General features: G+C 46.1%; 11 protein-coding genes. 5 read left to right on the top strand and 6 right to left on the bottom strand.

Annotated elements, in window-relative coordinates; translation table 11 throughout:
* Positions 1-373: 373 nt before the first annotated feature.
* The gene (gene proS, locus ABS362_RS07145) at positions 374-1,852 is read right to left on the bottom strand and encodes a proline--tRNA ligase (protein WP_350411711.1); all 1,479 of its coding nucleotides are present in this window, start codon (positions 1,850-1,852) and stop codon (positions 374-376) included.
* Positions 1,853-2,036: 184 nt separating this feature from the next.
* On the opposite strand from proS, the gene ABS362_RS07140 reads away from it, so the two are divergent.
* The 4 genes from ABS362_RS07140 to ABS362_RS07125 all read left to right on the top strand — a co-directional run bounded on the left by ABS362_RS07140 (position 2,037) and on the right by ABS362_RS07125 (position 8,189).
* Entirely contained in the window at positions 2,037-3,278 is a 1,242-nt protein-coding gene (locus tag ABS362_RS07140) for a hypothetical protein (protein WP_350411710.1), read from the top strand.
* Positions 3,279-3,306: 28 nt separating this feature from the next.
* Positions 3,307-4,821 carry an OmpP1/FadL family transporter gene (locus tag ABS362_RS07135; RefSeq protein WP_350411709.1) on the top strand — a complete coding sequence of 505 codons (1,515 nt, stop codon included), beginning with the start codon at positions 3,307-3,309 and terminating at the stop codon, positions 4,819-4,821.
* Positions 4,822-4,993: 172 nt separating this feature from the next.
* Positions 4,994-7,228 (top strand): S9 family peptidase, encoded by a 2,235-nt coding sequence (locus tag ABS362_RS07130; protein WP_350411708.1) that lies wholly within the window; start codon positions 4,994-4,996, stop codon positions 7,226-7,228.
* A 169-nt stretch (positions 7,229-7,397) separates the two neighbouring features.
* Positions 7,398-8,189, top strand: coding sequence for a YybH family protein (locus ABS362_RS07125; protein WP_350411707.1), 792 nt, complete (start codon positions 7,398-7,400; stop codon positions 8,187-8,189).
* Positions 8,190-8,199: 10 nt separating this feature from the next.
* On the opposite strand, the gene ABS362_RS07120 is transcribed toward ABS362_RS07125, so the two are convergent.
* The 5 genes from ABS362_RS07120 to ABS362_RS07100 all read right to left on the bottom strand — a co-directional run bounded on the left by ABS362_RS07120 (position 8,200) and on the right by ABS362_RS07100 (position 13,801).
* Positions 8,200-9,060, bottom strand: coding sequence for a RelA/SpoT domain-containing protein (locus tag ABS362_RS07120; protein ID WP_350411706.1), 861 nt, complete (start codon positions 9,058-9,060; stop codon positions 8,200-8,202).
* A gap of 71 nt (positions 9,061-9,131) precedes the next feature.
* Complete coding sequence (locus ABS362_RS07115; RefSeq protein ID WP_350411705.1) at positions 9,132-10,415, bottom strand: chloride channel protein; 1,284 nt, start codon at positions 10,413-10,415, stop codon at positions 9,132-9,134.
* A 260-nt stretch (positions 10,416-10,675) separates the two neighbouring features.
* Positions 10,676-11,221, bottom strand: coding sequence for a hypothetical protein (locus tag ABS362_RS07110; protein WP_350411704.1), 546 nt, complete (start codon positions 11,219-11,221; stop codon positions 10,676-10,678).
* A gap of 9 nt (positions 11,222-11,230) precedes the next feature.
* The gene (locus ABS362_RS07105) at positions 11,231-12,676 is read right to left on the bottom strand and encodes an aldehyde dehydrogenase (RefSeq protein WP_350411703.1); all 1,446 of its coding nucleotides are present in this window, start codon (positions 12,674-12,676) and stop codon (positions 11,231-11,233) included.
* Positions 12,677-13,012: 336 nt separating this feature from the next.
* A complete protein-coding gene (locus ABS362_RS07100; RefSeq protein WP_350411702.1) occupies positions 13,013-13,801 on the bottom strand; it encodes an SDR family oxidoreductase in 789 nt (262 codons plus the stop codon).
* Positions 13,802-13,918: 117 nt separating this feature from the next.
* On the opposite strand from ABS362_RS07100, the gene ABS362_RS07095 reads away from it, so the two are divergent.
* A complete protein-coding gene (locus ABS362_RS07095) occupies positions 13,919-14,458 on the top strand; it encodes a 3-hydroxyanthranilate 3,4-dioxygenase (protein WP_350411700.1) in 540 nt (179 codons plus the stop codon).
* The last annotated feature ends 325 nt before the right edge of the window (positions 14,459-14,783 follow it).

Here is a 14,783-nt window from a genome sequence, read left to right as displayed (position 1 = left end):
TGATTTTTAGATTAAACTGCGAATTATTATAGGTTGATTATGGAATAGTGTTAGGTTGGATGTATAGTTTATTGCTCTTTATTTGTTATTTCGAACAGCGTGAGAAATACGAATCTATAGTTTAAGCATTTTCAACTGGTAACAAGACGTAAAGTATTGCGTCTCTACAATTCAGACGTGTCCGCCTTTTGGACTGTAATTATAGAACTTGAAAGTCAACTATAGCGATGGCCAAAAAACTCTCCGCCTTAGGCAAGGAGGGTTAGGGGTGGTTGGATTTGCCACACAGGCAAAAAAAAGCGCCACTCCTTTAACAGGAAAGTGGCGCTTTTATAGTTAGCCGATCTAACGATCAGCACTCAACGATCAATAATTAGTAAGCCTTCGCAAAATAAACACGGCGCTTGCTTGGTTTGCCGGTCAGCATATCAACGCCATCTTCGTCAGGGGTGTTAAGCGCAATGCAGCGTATAGTTGCTTTGGTCTCTTCTTTAATGCGCTCTTCGGTTTCAGGAGTGCCATCCCAGTGGGCTAACACAAAGCCGCCTTTGGTTTCCAGCACTTGCTTAAACTCTTCGTAACTGTCTACTTTTGTGGTGTGCTCTTCTCTATAGTTCAGGGCTCTGTTGTAGATGTTCTCCTGAATCTCGTCAAGTAAAGCAGGAATGTAAGTAGCCAGGCTGTCGAATTGCTGTGAGCTTTTCTCTTTTGTGTCGCGGCGGGCAATTTCGGCGGTTCCGTTTTCCAGATCGCGGGCACCTATTGCAATGCGTACCGGCACCCCTTTCAGTTCCCACTCGGCAAACTTAAATCCTGGGCGCTCGGTATCGCGGTCATCAAATTTAACGCTGATACCTTTTGCTTCCAGTTCTTTTTTCAGCTGCAGCACTTTTTCGCTGATCTGTGCTAATTGCTCTTCGCCTTTGTAGATCGGAACTATAACAACCTGTATTGGAGCTAGCTTTGGAGGTAATACAAGACCTTCGTCATCAGAATGAGCCATTACCAGCGCACCCATCAAACGGGTACTTACGCCCCATGATGTCCCCCAAACATACTCTAAACCGCCATCTTTGGTAGCAAACTTCACATCAAATGCTTTGGCAAAGTTCTGACCCAGGAAGTGCGATGTACCAGCCTGTAAAGCTTTGCCATCCTGCATCATGCCCTCGATACAATATGTTTCCAGGGCTCCGGCAAAGCGTTCGTTCGGTGTTTTTATACCTCTTATAACTGGTAAGGCAATGTACTGCTCGGCAAAGGTGGCGTATACTTCCAGCATCTGTTCTGTTTCGGCAATGGCTTCTTCGGCAGTAGCGTGGGCCGTATGGCCTTCCTGCCATAAGAACTCAGCAGTGCGCAAAAACAAACGTGTACGCATTTCCCAACGCACCACGTTAGCCCACTGGTTTATAAGCAATGGCAGGTCGCGGTAACTTTGTATCCAGCCTTTGTAGGTGTTCCAGATAACAGCTTCAGACGTAGGGCGAACAATAAGCTCTTCTTCCAGTTTAGCATTTGGGTCTACACGCAGTTTGCCTGGCTTGTCCGGGTCGTTCTGCAGGCGGTAATGGGTAACTACAGCACACTCTTTTGCAAAGCCTTCGGCATTCTGCTCTTCGGCCTCGAATAAGCTTTTGGGCACAAATAGCGGGAAGTATGCATTCTGGTGGCCGGTAGCCTTAAACATATCGTCCAGCTGACGCTGCATTTTCTCCCAGATAGCATAACCGTAAGGCTTTATAACCATACAACCACGTACTGCGGAGTTTTCGGCAAGCCCTGCTTTTTTCACCAGTTCGTTATACCATAAGGAGTAATCTTCGCTTCTTTTTGGTAACCCTTTGCTCATTTTTAAATTATTTTATAGTATATTCTTTATTGAAGATGTTTTTGGAATAATAATTGCTTCAATTCCATTGACAATTTAGACATCAATACAGCCCAAAATTACGTTAATATATTATACTATTGATAAGGTTTTGCGCCATTGTGTTTATATCTTTGATATAGAAGAAGTTTCACATCAGAAGGCCATGAAAAAGTTTACCATTTTAACGATAGCACCGGCGCTTGCTCTTTTTGCAGTTGGCTGCAGCAGCCCTAATGCTATGCAGTCTACGGAGTACGATGATATGTACTATAGCACTGCGGACAAAACCGAATATATACAACCAGCACAGCAAACATACGCTGATGGTACAGACACAGAGCAGCAGGCAACTACAGAAGATGGCGTCACAAACCCGGAATATTCTGAAAGAAGCAGTGCCGTTACCGATAATTATTATGGTGACGAGTATTATGATGGACGCGAATACGATCAGCGCGATAACTGGTATCGCCCAAATTATTCTTTTGTAGATCCTTCGTGGGCTTACGATCCTTATCCGAGCTATTATGATAGCTATAGTTATAGCAGAAGCTATCGCCATCGCTATGCCGATCCTTTTTATGATCCCTTTTACGATCCGTTCTTCTATGATCCTTTTGCCTACAGACCTTACTGGAGAAATGGTGTAACTATATCGATCAGCTATCATTATGGTTGGGGCGGTGGCTATTATGGCCGTTATAACCCGTATTATGGCTATGGCCGATACTATAATCCTTGGAACCCTTACTATAACAACTATTACGGAAGCTACTATGGCCGCCAGTATGTGTATGATTATCCTGGGTATAACAACCCGCGCAAAGTACAGTATGGCCCGCGTGGCGAACGTGGTGGTGTAGTAACAGATAGAACACAGCGTGAAGGCAGAACAGAGAGAGGTACTTTAACTGAAAGAAGCGAGCAACGCGCAGTACAGGGTCGTCCGGCCAGAACTACAGAGCGTGTGCGCCCACAAACTACCGAAGAAAGAAAAGACGTAATAACGACACGCCCAAGCCGCGAAACTACAAGACCACGAAACACTGAAGTAACCCGTCCGGTGCGTGAAGAGCGAACTACAAGACCACAGCAGTTACGTGATGGAGATCAGCCTGAGATACGCAAAATAGAACCACGCACGCGTCAGGTAGAGCCGGCGACACGCCAGCCTGAGCAGCGCACTATCCGTGAAACTCGCCGGGAGTATCGTCAGCAGCAGCGTAATACCGAAACAAGACCTGCTGTAACACCACGCCGCGAAACTACACGCCCAGTTGAACCAACACGTTCTTACGAGCAACGCGAAACCCGCAGATCGGAGCCGGCGCCTACCCGCAGCAGCAGTTCTGGTAGCAGCAGTGAACGTAGAAGTGGCGGCGGCCGACCGGCAAGAGGTAATTAACCCTATTCAGTAAACGAACCACATGAAAATGAATAAGCTATTTTCTGCCAGCCTGGCGCTACTGCTGGGCTGGAGCGGAACCGCTTTGGCTCAGAACGAGGAAGACGCTCTGCGTTACACTCGCCTTGGCCTTCAGGGTTCTGCCCGTATACAAGGTATTGGCGGTGCGCAAACTGCACTTGGCGCTGATATTTCAACCATGTCTGTAAACCCGGCTGGTCTGGGTATGTTCCGCAGGTCTGAGGCAAACCTGAGCCTTGGCTTTACCAACAACAGTTCAAATGCTCTTTTCGGAGGCAACAATACCCCAGACGAACGTTCTACGATCAACATTCCGCAGGCTGGTGTCGTGTTCAGTAACCGCAAAGACGACAGCGAAAGCAGCGACTGGCGTGGTTCTACCTTTGGTATAAGCATGTCCAGGATCAACAATTTCAACAACCGAACTACTTACAACGGCACTACATCTGACACTGCTCCTGGTATAGTGGAGTACATTTATGAGCGTGCACTGGCAGATGGTGTTACAGTGGATGACCTAGCAGATGAGTTTAACGATGGTTATTATTCGTTACCGGGCTTAGCATACGGCACTTATCTTTTTGATGAACTGGAAGATGATCAGGGTGCTTATTATTTGCCGGTAGAACGCTTTGGGGCATTAAACATACAGGAAGAACTGGTGCGGCGCGGCTCACAGAGCCAGTTTGATTTTGCCTTTGGTACCAGCTTCCGCGACAGGGTTTATTTAGGCGCTTCGCTGGGAGTTGTGAATTCTAAATTTACACAGGAGCGCATTTACCGCGAAAGCGAATCCGATGCTGATTCTGATTTCCAAAGCCTGGAACTGCGCGATGAGTTTACAACAGAGGGTGCGGGCATTAACCTGAAACTTGGGGTTATAGTTAGGCCGGTAGATGCATTGCGTTTAGGTATAAGTGTGCAGACACCAACTGCCTACACGTTTACCGAAACCTATGACCGTTCTTTGTACTCAACCTTTATAGGCACCGCCGGAGCCGAGAACTATAGTGCTATCGAAATGCCGGGCGAGTTTTCGTACCAGTTGCATACACCGTTCAGAGCAAATTCCGGTGTGGCAGTTTTTATTGGCAAGTATGGTTTTATTACTGCCGATGCCGAGTATGTAGATTACAGCGGCATGCGCTTTAGAGAGGAAGATGAAGGCAGCAACTTTAGCAGCTATTTTAGTGGCGTAAACAGCCGTATTAACGATACTTACAAATCGGCGATGAACTATAGAGTTGGTGCCGAAGGGCGCTTTGATGTGTTTAGGCTACGTGCCGGGTATGCCATTTCAGGTAGCCCGTATAAAAACAGCTCGTTGGATGCGAAAGTAAATACCTTTACACTGGGTGCGGGTGTGCGTCTGCAAAACTATTATGCTGACATTGCTTATGCACGCTCTAACGGTGACATCCGCTACTCACCTTACACCTTCGAAGACGCATCGCTCGACCCTATAGTGGATATAGAGAATAAGCAAAGCAATGTAATGGTTACCGTTGGACTAAACTTTTAAATAAATAATACTTCCAGTTTAAAAAGCGCAGGGCTTATGGCCAGGCGCTTTTTGCTTTTACAGGCTATAGTTATACTTTGGACGGGATACGGGTATGGTTTTAGCTGTAAAATATGGCATAACAATATTAATCACCTAAATTAGGGGAGCAAAACTAAAAAAATCGAATCGCATGCATATTAAACTCAGATCAGGCCTTTTGGCTGCTATGTTGCTTTGCTTCGCTTTTGTGGCGCAGGCGCAGCAGAAAAAAGACATCACCCTGGAAGATATCTACCGCAAAGGTACGTTCAGAGCCCAGTCGGTGTATGGTGTAAACTGGATGAAAGATGGCCAGTACTATAGTTCTACCGTGCCCGATGAGCAGAACAAGGTATACGACATCGTGAAATATGATGTAACCACAGGCAAGCCGGTAAGCACTATTATTGAAGGCGAAAACCTGAAGCCGGAAGGCAGTAGCACACCTATCCAGTTCGATGACTATACCTTCTCTTCGGATGAACAGAAAGTGTTATTCTCTACGGACACCGAGCAGATCTACCGTCGCTCTTCCAAAGCAGAGTTTTACATTTATGACATTGCTTCTAAAAAACTGACCAAACTGAGCAACGGTGGTAAGCAACTGTACGCTACCTTCTCGCCAGACGCTAAGCGTGTTGCTTTTGCCCGCGACAATAACATGTTCGTGACCGACCTGAGCAACATGAAGGAAACGCAGATCACCACCGATGGTAAATTCAACTCTATCATTAATGGCTATGCTGACTGGGTTTACGAAGAAGAATTCTCTTTCGCACAGGGCTTTCATTGGTCACCGGATGGTAAAAAGATCGCTTTCTATACATTTGATGAGACCAATGTGCCGGAGTTTAACATGCAGATGTGGGGCGAACTATACCCGCAAGACTATAAATTCAAATACCCGAAGCCAGGTGAGGCGAACTCAAAAGTAAAAGTATCGGTGTACGATGTGGCCAGCGCTAAGACTACAAAAATGGATACTGGCAACGAAGCCGATATCTATATCCCGCGCATTAAATGGACGAACAACCCAAACCTGCTGTCTATCCAGAAGATGAACCGCCTGCAGAACACCCTGGAGATACTGCATGCAAACGCCACAACCGGTAAGTCTGATGTAGTACTGAAGGAAACCGACAAGGCATATATTGATGTAACCGACGACCTGACCTACCTGAAAGATGGCAAGCACTTTATCCATAGTTCGGAAGTGAAAGGGTTTAACCACCTGTACCTGTACAACATGAGCGGTAAACTGGTGCGCCAGATAACCAATGGCAACTGGGAAGTAAGCAGCTTTGTAGGCTACGACGAGAAGAACGACCGCCTATACTATATGTCTACCGAAGTGTCGCCGCTGGAGCGCCACTTGTACAGTATTAGCAGCAAAGGCAAGAAAAAGCAACGCCTTACCGAGAAAGCTGGTACGCACAACGTGAACATGAGTACTGATTACAAATACTATCTGGATTATTATTCTGCGGCCAACGTGCCAACTACTGTTAGCCTGCACACGGCTAAAGATGGTAAGCTGATTAAGGTACTGGAGGATAACCAGAAACTGAAAAACACACTTGCGCAGTACGACATCGCCAAGCAGGAATTCTTTACCATGAATACTGCTGACGGCACAAAACTGAATGGCTGGATGATAAAGCCAACGAATTTCGACCCGAAGAAAAAATACCCTGTGCTGATGTTTGTATATGGTGGTCCGGGTTCTCAGACGGTAACGAACAGCTGGGGTGGTGCAAACTACCTGTGGCACCAGGTTTTGGCTGACAAAGGTATGATCGTGGTAAGTGTAGACAACCGTGGTACCGGTGCCCGTGGCGCAGCGTTCAAGAAAGTAACCTACGCTAACCTGGGTAAATATGAGATAGAAGACCAGATAGAAGCTGCGAAATGGTTAGGTAACCAGCCGTATGTAGATAAAGACAGAATCGGTATCTGGGGCCATAGTTATGGTGGCTACATGACACTGCTTGGCTTAACAAAAAGCAACGGCGTTTTTGCAGCCGGTATAGCAGTAGCGCCTGTTACTAACTGGAGATATTACGACACCATTTACACCGAGCGATTCCTTAAAACACCACAAGAGAACGCTGCCGGCTACGACGATAACTCACCACTTTTCTTTGCTGATAAACTACAGGGCGATCTGTTGCTGATTCACGGAACGGGCGATGATAACGTACATTTCCAGAATGCGGTAGCGATGCAGGATGCTTTGATCAGTGCTAACAAGCAGTTTGAAAGCTTCTACTACCCGAACCGTAACCACGGTGTTGGCGGTGGCATTACATCGCTGCACCGCTTTACCATGATGACGGACTTCCTGGAGCGCAAGCTTATCAACAAAACAGAGAAGGCAAATCAGTAAGTAAACTATAAACTATAGCTAAGAAGGCCTGCCGGAAACGGTGGGCCTTTTTTAGTGTGTTATAGTTTGAAAGAAAGAGTAAGTAACTATAGTTTAGGAGGTTAGCGGTGTGTTATTTTGAAATTTCAATTATATTTACGAGTTCATTCCGCCCTCAAACTATAAAACTATGAAGATCACTATGATGCTTATTCTTCCTATGCTGCTGTGCGCTTTGCAGGCTTCCAACATTACCCGCGATAAAGCTTTAGAAGACCTGGCTAATGCTGAACGCGCATTTGCAGCTACATCAGTAAAGAAAGGATATCATCAGGCTTTTACAGAGCACCTGGCCGAGGACGGATTAGTATTTGCGCCGACACCAACTAACGGTAAGAAGCTGCACGCCGAAGCTCCCGAAAGTAAAGCCTTGCTCACCTGGTATCCTGCCTTCGCCGATATTTCTGGTTCGCTGGACTGGGGCTATACTACCGGACCTTACGAGTTTAGAGTGAACCCTGAAGATGAAAAGCCTGCCGGTGCTGGGTTCTATTTATCGGTTTGGCGAAAGCAACCAGACGGGCAATGGAAAGTGGCTATTGATATGGGCAACTCCTTTTCGCCGGATCTTATAAAAGCAGAAACCTACCAGCCCGCATCGGCACTAAAACAAACTATAGGTAAAGGCTCAGAAAAAGATTTGCTAACAATTGATGTGCAAAAAGTACAGCCATACTACACTGAAACACTGCTCTACCGCCACGGCGAATATCCTTACAAGTACAAAAACGCAACAACAGAGCCAGCCGAAACTATAGTTTACACCAACCTGGGGCACGAACTTTCGCCTGCTGCCGACATGGCCTATACTTACGGGAACTACACACAGAACAACATAACAGGCCATTACCTGAAAGTCTGGAAAATGCTGGATGGTAACTGGAAACTGGTGGCCCATAACCTGGTGCCCGATAAAAAATAAGAAACTATAGTTAGCCGTCGGTTAGTTTAGCCAGGCAGGCATACAAATATTGTTTTTCCTGTTGGTCTACAGGCAGGTTATCGATGTGGCTGTGCAGCTGCGAAACTGTTACTTCAGGTCCTGTTTTGTGGCCTTGTTTATAGATGTGCCATTCATCAGCAAGTGCTTGTATCTGGGTAGCCAGCGCATCGGCTTTAGACGTAGATTGGTTTAGTAACCAGAGTAGCCTGTTCAGCAGCTCGTTTGGCTGATGGTCAGGGTAACGGATGCAGTGGTCTATCTCACTCCAGCCTTCTTCAAACAACGTTTTAACCTGAACTTCAATAAAGTATAGTTGCCGGGTAGCCTGAACTTTAATAATGTAGTGCTGCGCTTTATACCCCCGGCTGTTTACCATAACCTTATAGTTTAAAGCGCTGAATTGCTTCGCTTCCAGGGTATTTCCCTGGTCAACATACGCATACGGTTCCCGCTTCAGGTCCCAGGTTTGTTGTATATAGTTGGCTATGTTGTGGCAGGATTGTTTGGAAAGGTGCAGTATGCGTACGCCGGCCAGGTCGTTTATGTAAGCCGTATAGTTGGCCACATCTAAATGCCGGTCGGGATATTCCTGCTTCTTCCGGATGATCTTTTTTAGCAGGTGCAGCGGTTCTTTTACCCTGTAGCGCAACGCATGCACATCTTCATGGCGTTTCAGGGTATTTGTTACCAACATAGCAATGGTCTTTAACTCATCTACGCGACTGATATAGTCGTTGTAGATAGCCAGTAATGTCTCAGCCTCTACGCCATTTGCCCGCAGGCTTTCCTCGCTTTCATTCAATTCAGAAAGGACATAGGAGAGTTCAGTTGTCGATGCGCGGTTTACCATCTGTCAATCAGAGAGATACTGTTATATACAGTACGCTCCTGAAACAGAAAGGCTTAGCCTACACTAGGAAACTACTCATGTTCGCTGCTTTTTACACCCAACTGCGCGTTTATGAGCGGTGTTTTAGGAGCCAGAAAAAAGCCGGTAAGGCTGGCAAACATGATCGGCACGAACTGATGAAATCCGGTTAAAGTAGAAAGCAGGATAATCGTGCTGATAGGCGTGCGTGTTACGCAGGCATTAATAGCAGCCATGCAACTCACCAATATAAGCGGCAGGTTCTGGCCCGGGAACAGTGAGTTGATGATTAGTCCCGTAATGGCACCGACAAAAAATAGCGGAATAATAAAACCACCACGCCAGCCCGAAGTTACCGTAAAGCTGATAGCAAATATTTTGGCAATCAGTAGGGCTACCAGAAACTCAAGGCTAAAACTTTCTTTCAACAGTACAGTCAGTTCGTCGTGGCTGAAGTAACGGGAAAGCGGCATGTAGTATGCGATGGTACCTATCAGTAAACCACCGATCGCCATGCGCACATAAACAGGCATCCGGACCAAACTGAAAATGTATTTGCTCTGGCGAACTGTGAAAATGAAAAGCCAGCCTACCGCCGTTCCGGCCAGAGCATACAGCATGGCGTAAAAGAAATCATTAAGCTGCGGTGTGGTATAAACCGGAAATACCCACGTAGGCCCGATGCCGATGTGCGTAATAAGTATAAAAATAACAAAGCTGGAGCAACTGGCTACAAAAGCAGGTATAAGTGCCTGGTAATATTCTACTACATGGCGGTGATGTAGAATTTCCAAAGAGAACAAGCTGCCACCGAGCGGTGCGCCAAACAATGCTGTAAACCCCGACGCCATACCGGCTATAGTTAGCGAGCGCAGGTCTTCGCCTTTAAATTTAAGTTTACGCGCTATCCAGGAGCCCGTTGATCCGGTAACCTGCACCAGCGGCGCTTCAGGGCCCGCGCTGCCACCACTCGCAATACACAGCAACGACGACAGGATCATAGCCGGGTTATTCTTTGGTTCCAGCTTGCCACCCTTAAAGCGAATATTGTTCACAATAAGGTCCATCTCGCCGGGGTCGCCGAGTTTGTGGATGATAAGGCCTGCCAGTAAGCCGGCTGTTGCCATTAGCGGTATAACGATAAGTCCCTGAAACTGGGCCAGGAAATGCATTAGCTGTTCAAGCACGATCCAATAAGAACCAGCAATAACGCCACCAATAACACCAACCGCCACCCACAGAAAAAAAAGTTTGCTAAACACGAACGGGTTAAACCGAAGCGGGTAGTTTAGCCGGTCACGTAACAATATGAACCGTTTTGCTTTTTTATACTTCATGCCGCAAAGGTACGCAGAAATTCAGGCGGGGGTAAAGTGAAAAGTAAATTTGCAAGTATTAGGCTGGTTAAAAGTATCTTAGGGTGTTTAGGTTAATGGGCATACCGCCAGTTTGAGCGCAGCGGTAACAGGTGGTTAACTATGGAAGGCAGTTTGTAACTGGCGTGTTTAAACTATAGTTTCGCCAGTTACAAACTGGCTGCATGTAAAGCCACAAGTTGCAAACTTGCGGCATGGGTTTAGGTACAGTGAAACGTAGATTAAGGTATAGTAAGTAATGGGATTGATTTCTGTCTGATTATCTCTTTTATACCATCAATAGCAGAACGGCCAATCTCTTTAGTTGAAAATGACCATGCCAAATATGGGTTCTCATTAAATAGATAAACTGTTTCCTGATCTTCAAGGAAGGCTTTAAATTCATCCCATTTAGCAATAGTAGTTCTATCTTTCTGCAGTAGCTGAATCTCAGATTCGCTAAAGCATAATAAAACTGATGGATTTTCTTGTAGAGCCTCTACTACGAACTGACGAAGAGAAAATTTCTGGCGCCTATAAGTTATCCACTTTATGTAAATTAGGTACAAACCAAAGCACACCCAAAAAAGTGGTATCAATACAAACCAAGCTACTATAGAGTCGCTATCTGTTAAGAAAAAGAAAAGTATAACTACAATAGAAAGTGTCAAGAAAACTATAGCTCTTTTAATATTTTTCTTAGCTACAGATGTAACAATGAAGTTATCTATAAACAATATTTGCCTATAAGATTCCTCAAAGGTTGTTTCTATAGGAATCGGAACCATAACTATCTACTACAACTTCACACAAACATTCTGCGGTTCGGTAAAGAAACGAAGCGCTTCAAAACCGCCCTCACGGCCAACGCCGGAGTTTTTCATGCCGCCGAAAGGCGTGCGTAAGTCACGCAGGAGCCAGGTGTTGATCCAGATAATGCCGGAGTGTACCTGGTGCGCCACACGGTGGGCCCGTTGCAGGTTATTTGTCCAGATGGTGGCAGCGAGGCCATAGTCGGTGCAGTTGGCGTACTGGATCACTTCTTCTTCTGAGTCAAAAGGCATGAGCGTAACGACAGGTCCGAAAATCTCTTCGGTGTTGGTGCGGCAGTTGTAAGCGAGGCCTTCAACTATAGTTGGGGCTATAAACCAGCCGTTCGCGCAGCGTCCTTCTACCTGTACCTGGTGTCCGCCGGTAAGTATAGTTCCGCCTTCCTGCTTGGCCAGTTCTATGTAAGACAACACCTTTTGCATGTGTTGCTCTGAAACCACAGCGCCCAGTTTAGAACCTTCTTCCATCGGATCGCCCACTTTCATGGCCTTTACTTTCTCCACAAAAGCATCCCTAAATTTCTCATAAATTGGCCGCTCAATAAAGATGCGTGAACCGCACAAACAGATCTGTCCCTGGTTGGCAAACGATGAATGTATAGTGGTGTGCAGCGCGTTGTTGAAGTCGCAATCCGCAAAAATGATGTTCGGGTTCTTGCCACCCAATTCTAACGACAGTTTCTTGAACATTGGAGCTGCTGTTGCAGCTATAGTTCGTCCGGTAGCAGTGCCACCTGTAAACGAGATAACCGGAACTTTAGGGTGAGCTGTCATGGCAGCGCCCACTTTATGCCCGTAACCATGGACAATATTCAGCACGCCAGCCGGCAAGCCAGCTTCAATACATATTTCAGACAGCAGATAGGCCGTCATGGGTGTAACTTCCGATGGCTTGGCAACTACACAATTTCCGGCAGCCAGGGCAGGAGCGATTTTCCAGGTAAACAGGTATAAAGGCAGGTTCCAGGGAGAGATGCAGCCCACCACGCCATGCGGATGACGCACTGTATAGTTGATAGCATCGGTTCCTTCCATGTAATGCGCTTCCGAAGCAAAATGCTGGATGGCCGTACCATAAAAGCGCATGTTGCTACTAGCCCGCGGTATATCTACTGACTTGGCCAGTTTCAATGGCTTGCCATTGTCTACAGATTCAGCTTCAGCCAGTTGGTCAAGGTTTTTATCAATCAGGTCCGCAATGCGCATCATAATCTGTCCGCGCTTCTCAGCTGGTGTATTAGACCATGCCGGGAAAGCTGCCAAAGCTGCCTGCACCGCCTGCTCCACATCCTGCTCATCCGAATCCGGAATCAGAGAATATACTTCACCCAAAGCTGGGTTATAGTTGTCGATGTATTGCCCAGCTACAGGCATTACCAACTCGCCATTTATATAGTTATGTATGTGCTTCACTGCGGGATAATTAATAATTAAGTAATGAGTAAGTATTAGCGCTTGAACTTCTCTATTGTAACTCTGAGATGTTTTAGAATAGCTTTCCTGAAAGGTTCAGCCACAATGTAAACAACTGCAAGTGGCACAAAGAATCTGACTGACATTGGATATTCAACAAGTATATCAAAGTACTTGCTGGTGTACATCAAAGCAATTACTAGATTTAAACATATCAGATTGAAAAAAAAATCTTCTAATCTAAATTTATAAAATCTTGATAAGCTCAATAGTGTTGCCGTAAAGCCTACATTAAGGAAGAAAATTATAATAAGCACTACCATTTAGCTGTTCCAACTATAGGCATCCGGTTCTGCCACCATCAACCGGTACATTTATACCATTTATGTAAGCAGCAGCCGGTGTAGCTAAAAACGCGGCGGCGGCTGCAACTTCTTCGGGTTCAGCAAAGCGACGGGCAGGTATTTCCTTCATCATTTCTTCTTCCACCGCGTCCACTTCGGTAGATGTTTTCTTTGCTTTATTTTCGATGATGGATTCTAGGCGACCAGTTCGGGTTGCGCCCGGTAGTACGTTGTTTACGGTTATACCAAAAGCTCCCAGCTCGTTTGCCATCGTTTTAGCCCAACTAGCCACCGCTCCACGAATGGTATTTGATACACCCAACCCATGCAACGGCTGTTTTACTGATGTGCTGATAATGTTGATGATGCGGCCATACTTTGCTTCCTTCATCCCTGGAATCACAGCTTTTGCCAGCAAATGGTTTGCGATCAGGTGCTGGTTAAAGGCGTCCATAAACGCATCCGAAATAGCTTCGGTAATTGGTCCGCCGGCCGGGCCGCCGGTGTTGTTTACCAGTATATGCACTGTTGGTTGCTGCGCCAGGTAGCCCTGCACCTGTATGTTCAGGTTATAAGGGTCTGTAAAGTCGGCAACTATATAGTCGTGCTGCTGGCCCTGGCTGGTGTCCAGGTCTTGCAGTGCAGTTTGTAATTTGTCTTCGTTGCGGGCTGCTAAGGTTACGTTGGCTCCCAGTAGGGCCAGTTCTATAGCTATGGCTTTGCCGATGCCTTGCGTGCTGCCGCAAACTATAGCGCGTTTGTTCTGTAGGTTCAGGTTCATAGTATAAAAGTACACAAAAGCCGTTAAACTTACAGGACATACTTCCAGCGCAGGCAAGTGTTACCATTTTTGCCAGCTTTTGCGTACCTTCAATTTATCAACATAACAAACAAAACTATGGCTGTAGCAAAACCTTTCAACTTTAAAAAATGGATTGACGAACACCGCCACTTGCTTAAGCCACCCGTTGGCAACCAGCAGGTGTTTAAGGGCAACGACGATTTTATAGTGATGGTAGTAGGCGGACCAAATGCGCGCAAAGATTACCATTACGACGAAGGCGAAGAGTTTTTCTACCAGCTGGAAGGCGACATTACGCTAAAAATAATTGACGATGGCAAGCCTGTAGATATCGAGATAAAGGAAGGGGAGATTTTTCTGTTGCCGCCATGCGTACCGCACTCGCCGCAGCGCCCTGCCAATACGGTTGGATTGGTAATAGAGCGCTACCGTCGCGAAGGAGAGAAAGATGGCTTTATGTGGTTCTGCGAGAATTGCGGCAACAAACTGCACGAAGATTTTACCGAAGTAACCGACATTGTAACGCAGCTTCCAGTTATTATGGGCAATTTCTGGGATGATGAACAGAAACGTACCTGCAACAAGTGCGGCGAAGTGTTACAGCCACCCGCAAAACCAGCCGAAGCCGCGAAGTAAACTATAGCAAACCTTGAATTTGTTTAGTTTTTATAGTTGGAGTAGTAAAAAACGAGCCATTGTTGGTGTTTTCACCAACAAACCAATTAGCTCGCTTTTACACTTGCTGGTGAAAACACGCAGCAAGGGCCTATACTAATCTCAGGAAAAGCTTTTTACAGATAACCTCATACACCACAAAGCACAGTAAGGACTTGCCTGCTGTGCTTTGTGGTTTTATAGTTGAGGCATTTAAGCAGGCTGTCGTTTTACACGCTGCTTAAACAGAAAACTATAGTTACCGCTCCGCTGAATTGATCTTAAAATAGCTGCACAGGTCTGTTTT

Origin of the sequence: Pontibacter populi, assembly GCF_040278685.1 — a bacterium.
GTDB classification, from domain to species: Bacteria; Bacteroidota; Bacteroidia; order Cytophagales; family Hymenobacteraceae; genus Pontibacter; species Pontibacter populi.
Note: the sequence above shows the minus strand (reverse complement) of the source record. Positions and strands in the feature narration are given on the sequence as shown.

Bases quoted from the DNA above. Each gene is read 5' to 3' on its own strand.
- proS (WP_350411711.1), bottom strand. From the start codon at position 1,852: ATGAGCAAAGGGTTACCAAAAAGAAGCGAAGATTACTCCTTATGGTAT.
- ABS362_RS07115 (WP_350411705.1), bottom strand. From the start codon at position 10,415: ATGAAGTATAAAAAAGCAAAACGGTTCATATTGTTACGTGACCGGCTA.
- ABS362_RS07135 (WP_350411709.1), top strand. From the start codon at position 3,307: ATGAATAAGCTATTTTCTGCCAGCCTGGCGCTACTGCTGGGCTGGAGC.
- ABS362_RS07095 (WP_350411700.1), top strand. From the start codon at position 13,919: ATGGCTGTAGCAAAACCTTTCAACTTTAAAAAATGGATTGACGAACAC.
- ABS362_RS07140 (WP_350411710.1), top strand. From the start codon at position 2,037: ATGAAAAAGTTTACCATTTTAACGATAGCACCGGCGCTTGCTCTTTTT.
- ABS362_RS07125 (WP_350411707.1), top strand. From the start codon at position 7,398: ATGAAGATCACTATGATGCTTATTCTTCCTATGCTGCTGTGCGCTTTG.
- ABS362_RS07100 (WP_350411702.1), bottom strand. From the start codon at position 13,801: ATGAACCTGAACCTACAGAACAAACGCGCTATAGTTTGCGGCAGCACG.
- ABS362_RS07110 (WP_350411704.1), bottom strand. From the start codon at position 11,221: ATGGTTCCGATTCCTATAGAAACAACCTTTGAGGAATCTTATAGGCAA.
- ABS362_RS07130 (WP_350411708.1), top strand. From the start codon at position 4,994: ATGCATATTAAACTCAGATCAGGCCTTTTGGCTGCTATGTTGCTTTGC.
- ABS362_RS07120 (WP_350411706.1), bottom strand. From the start codon at position 9,060: ATGGTAAACCGCGCATCGACAACTGAACTCTCCTATGTCCTTTCTGAA.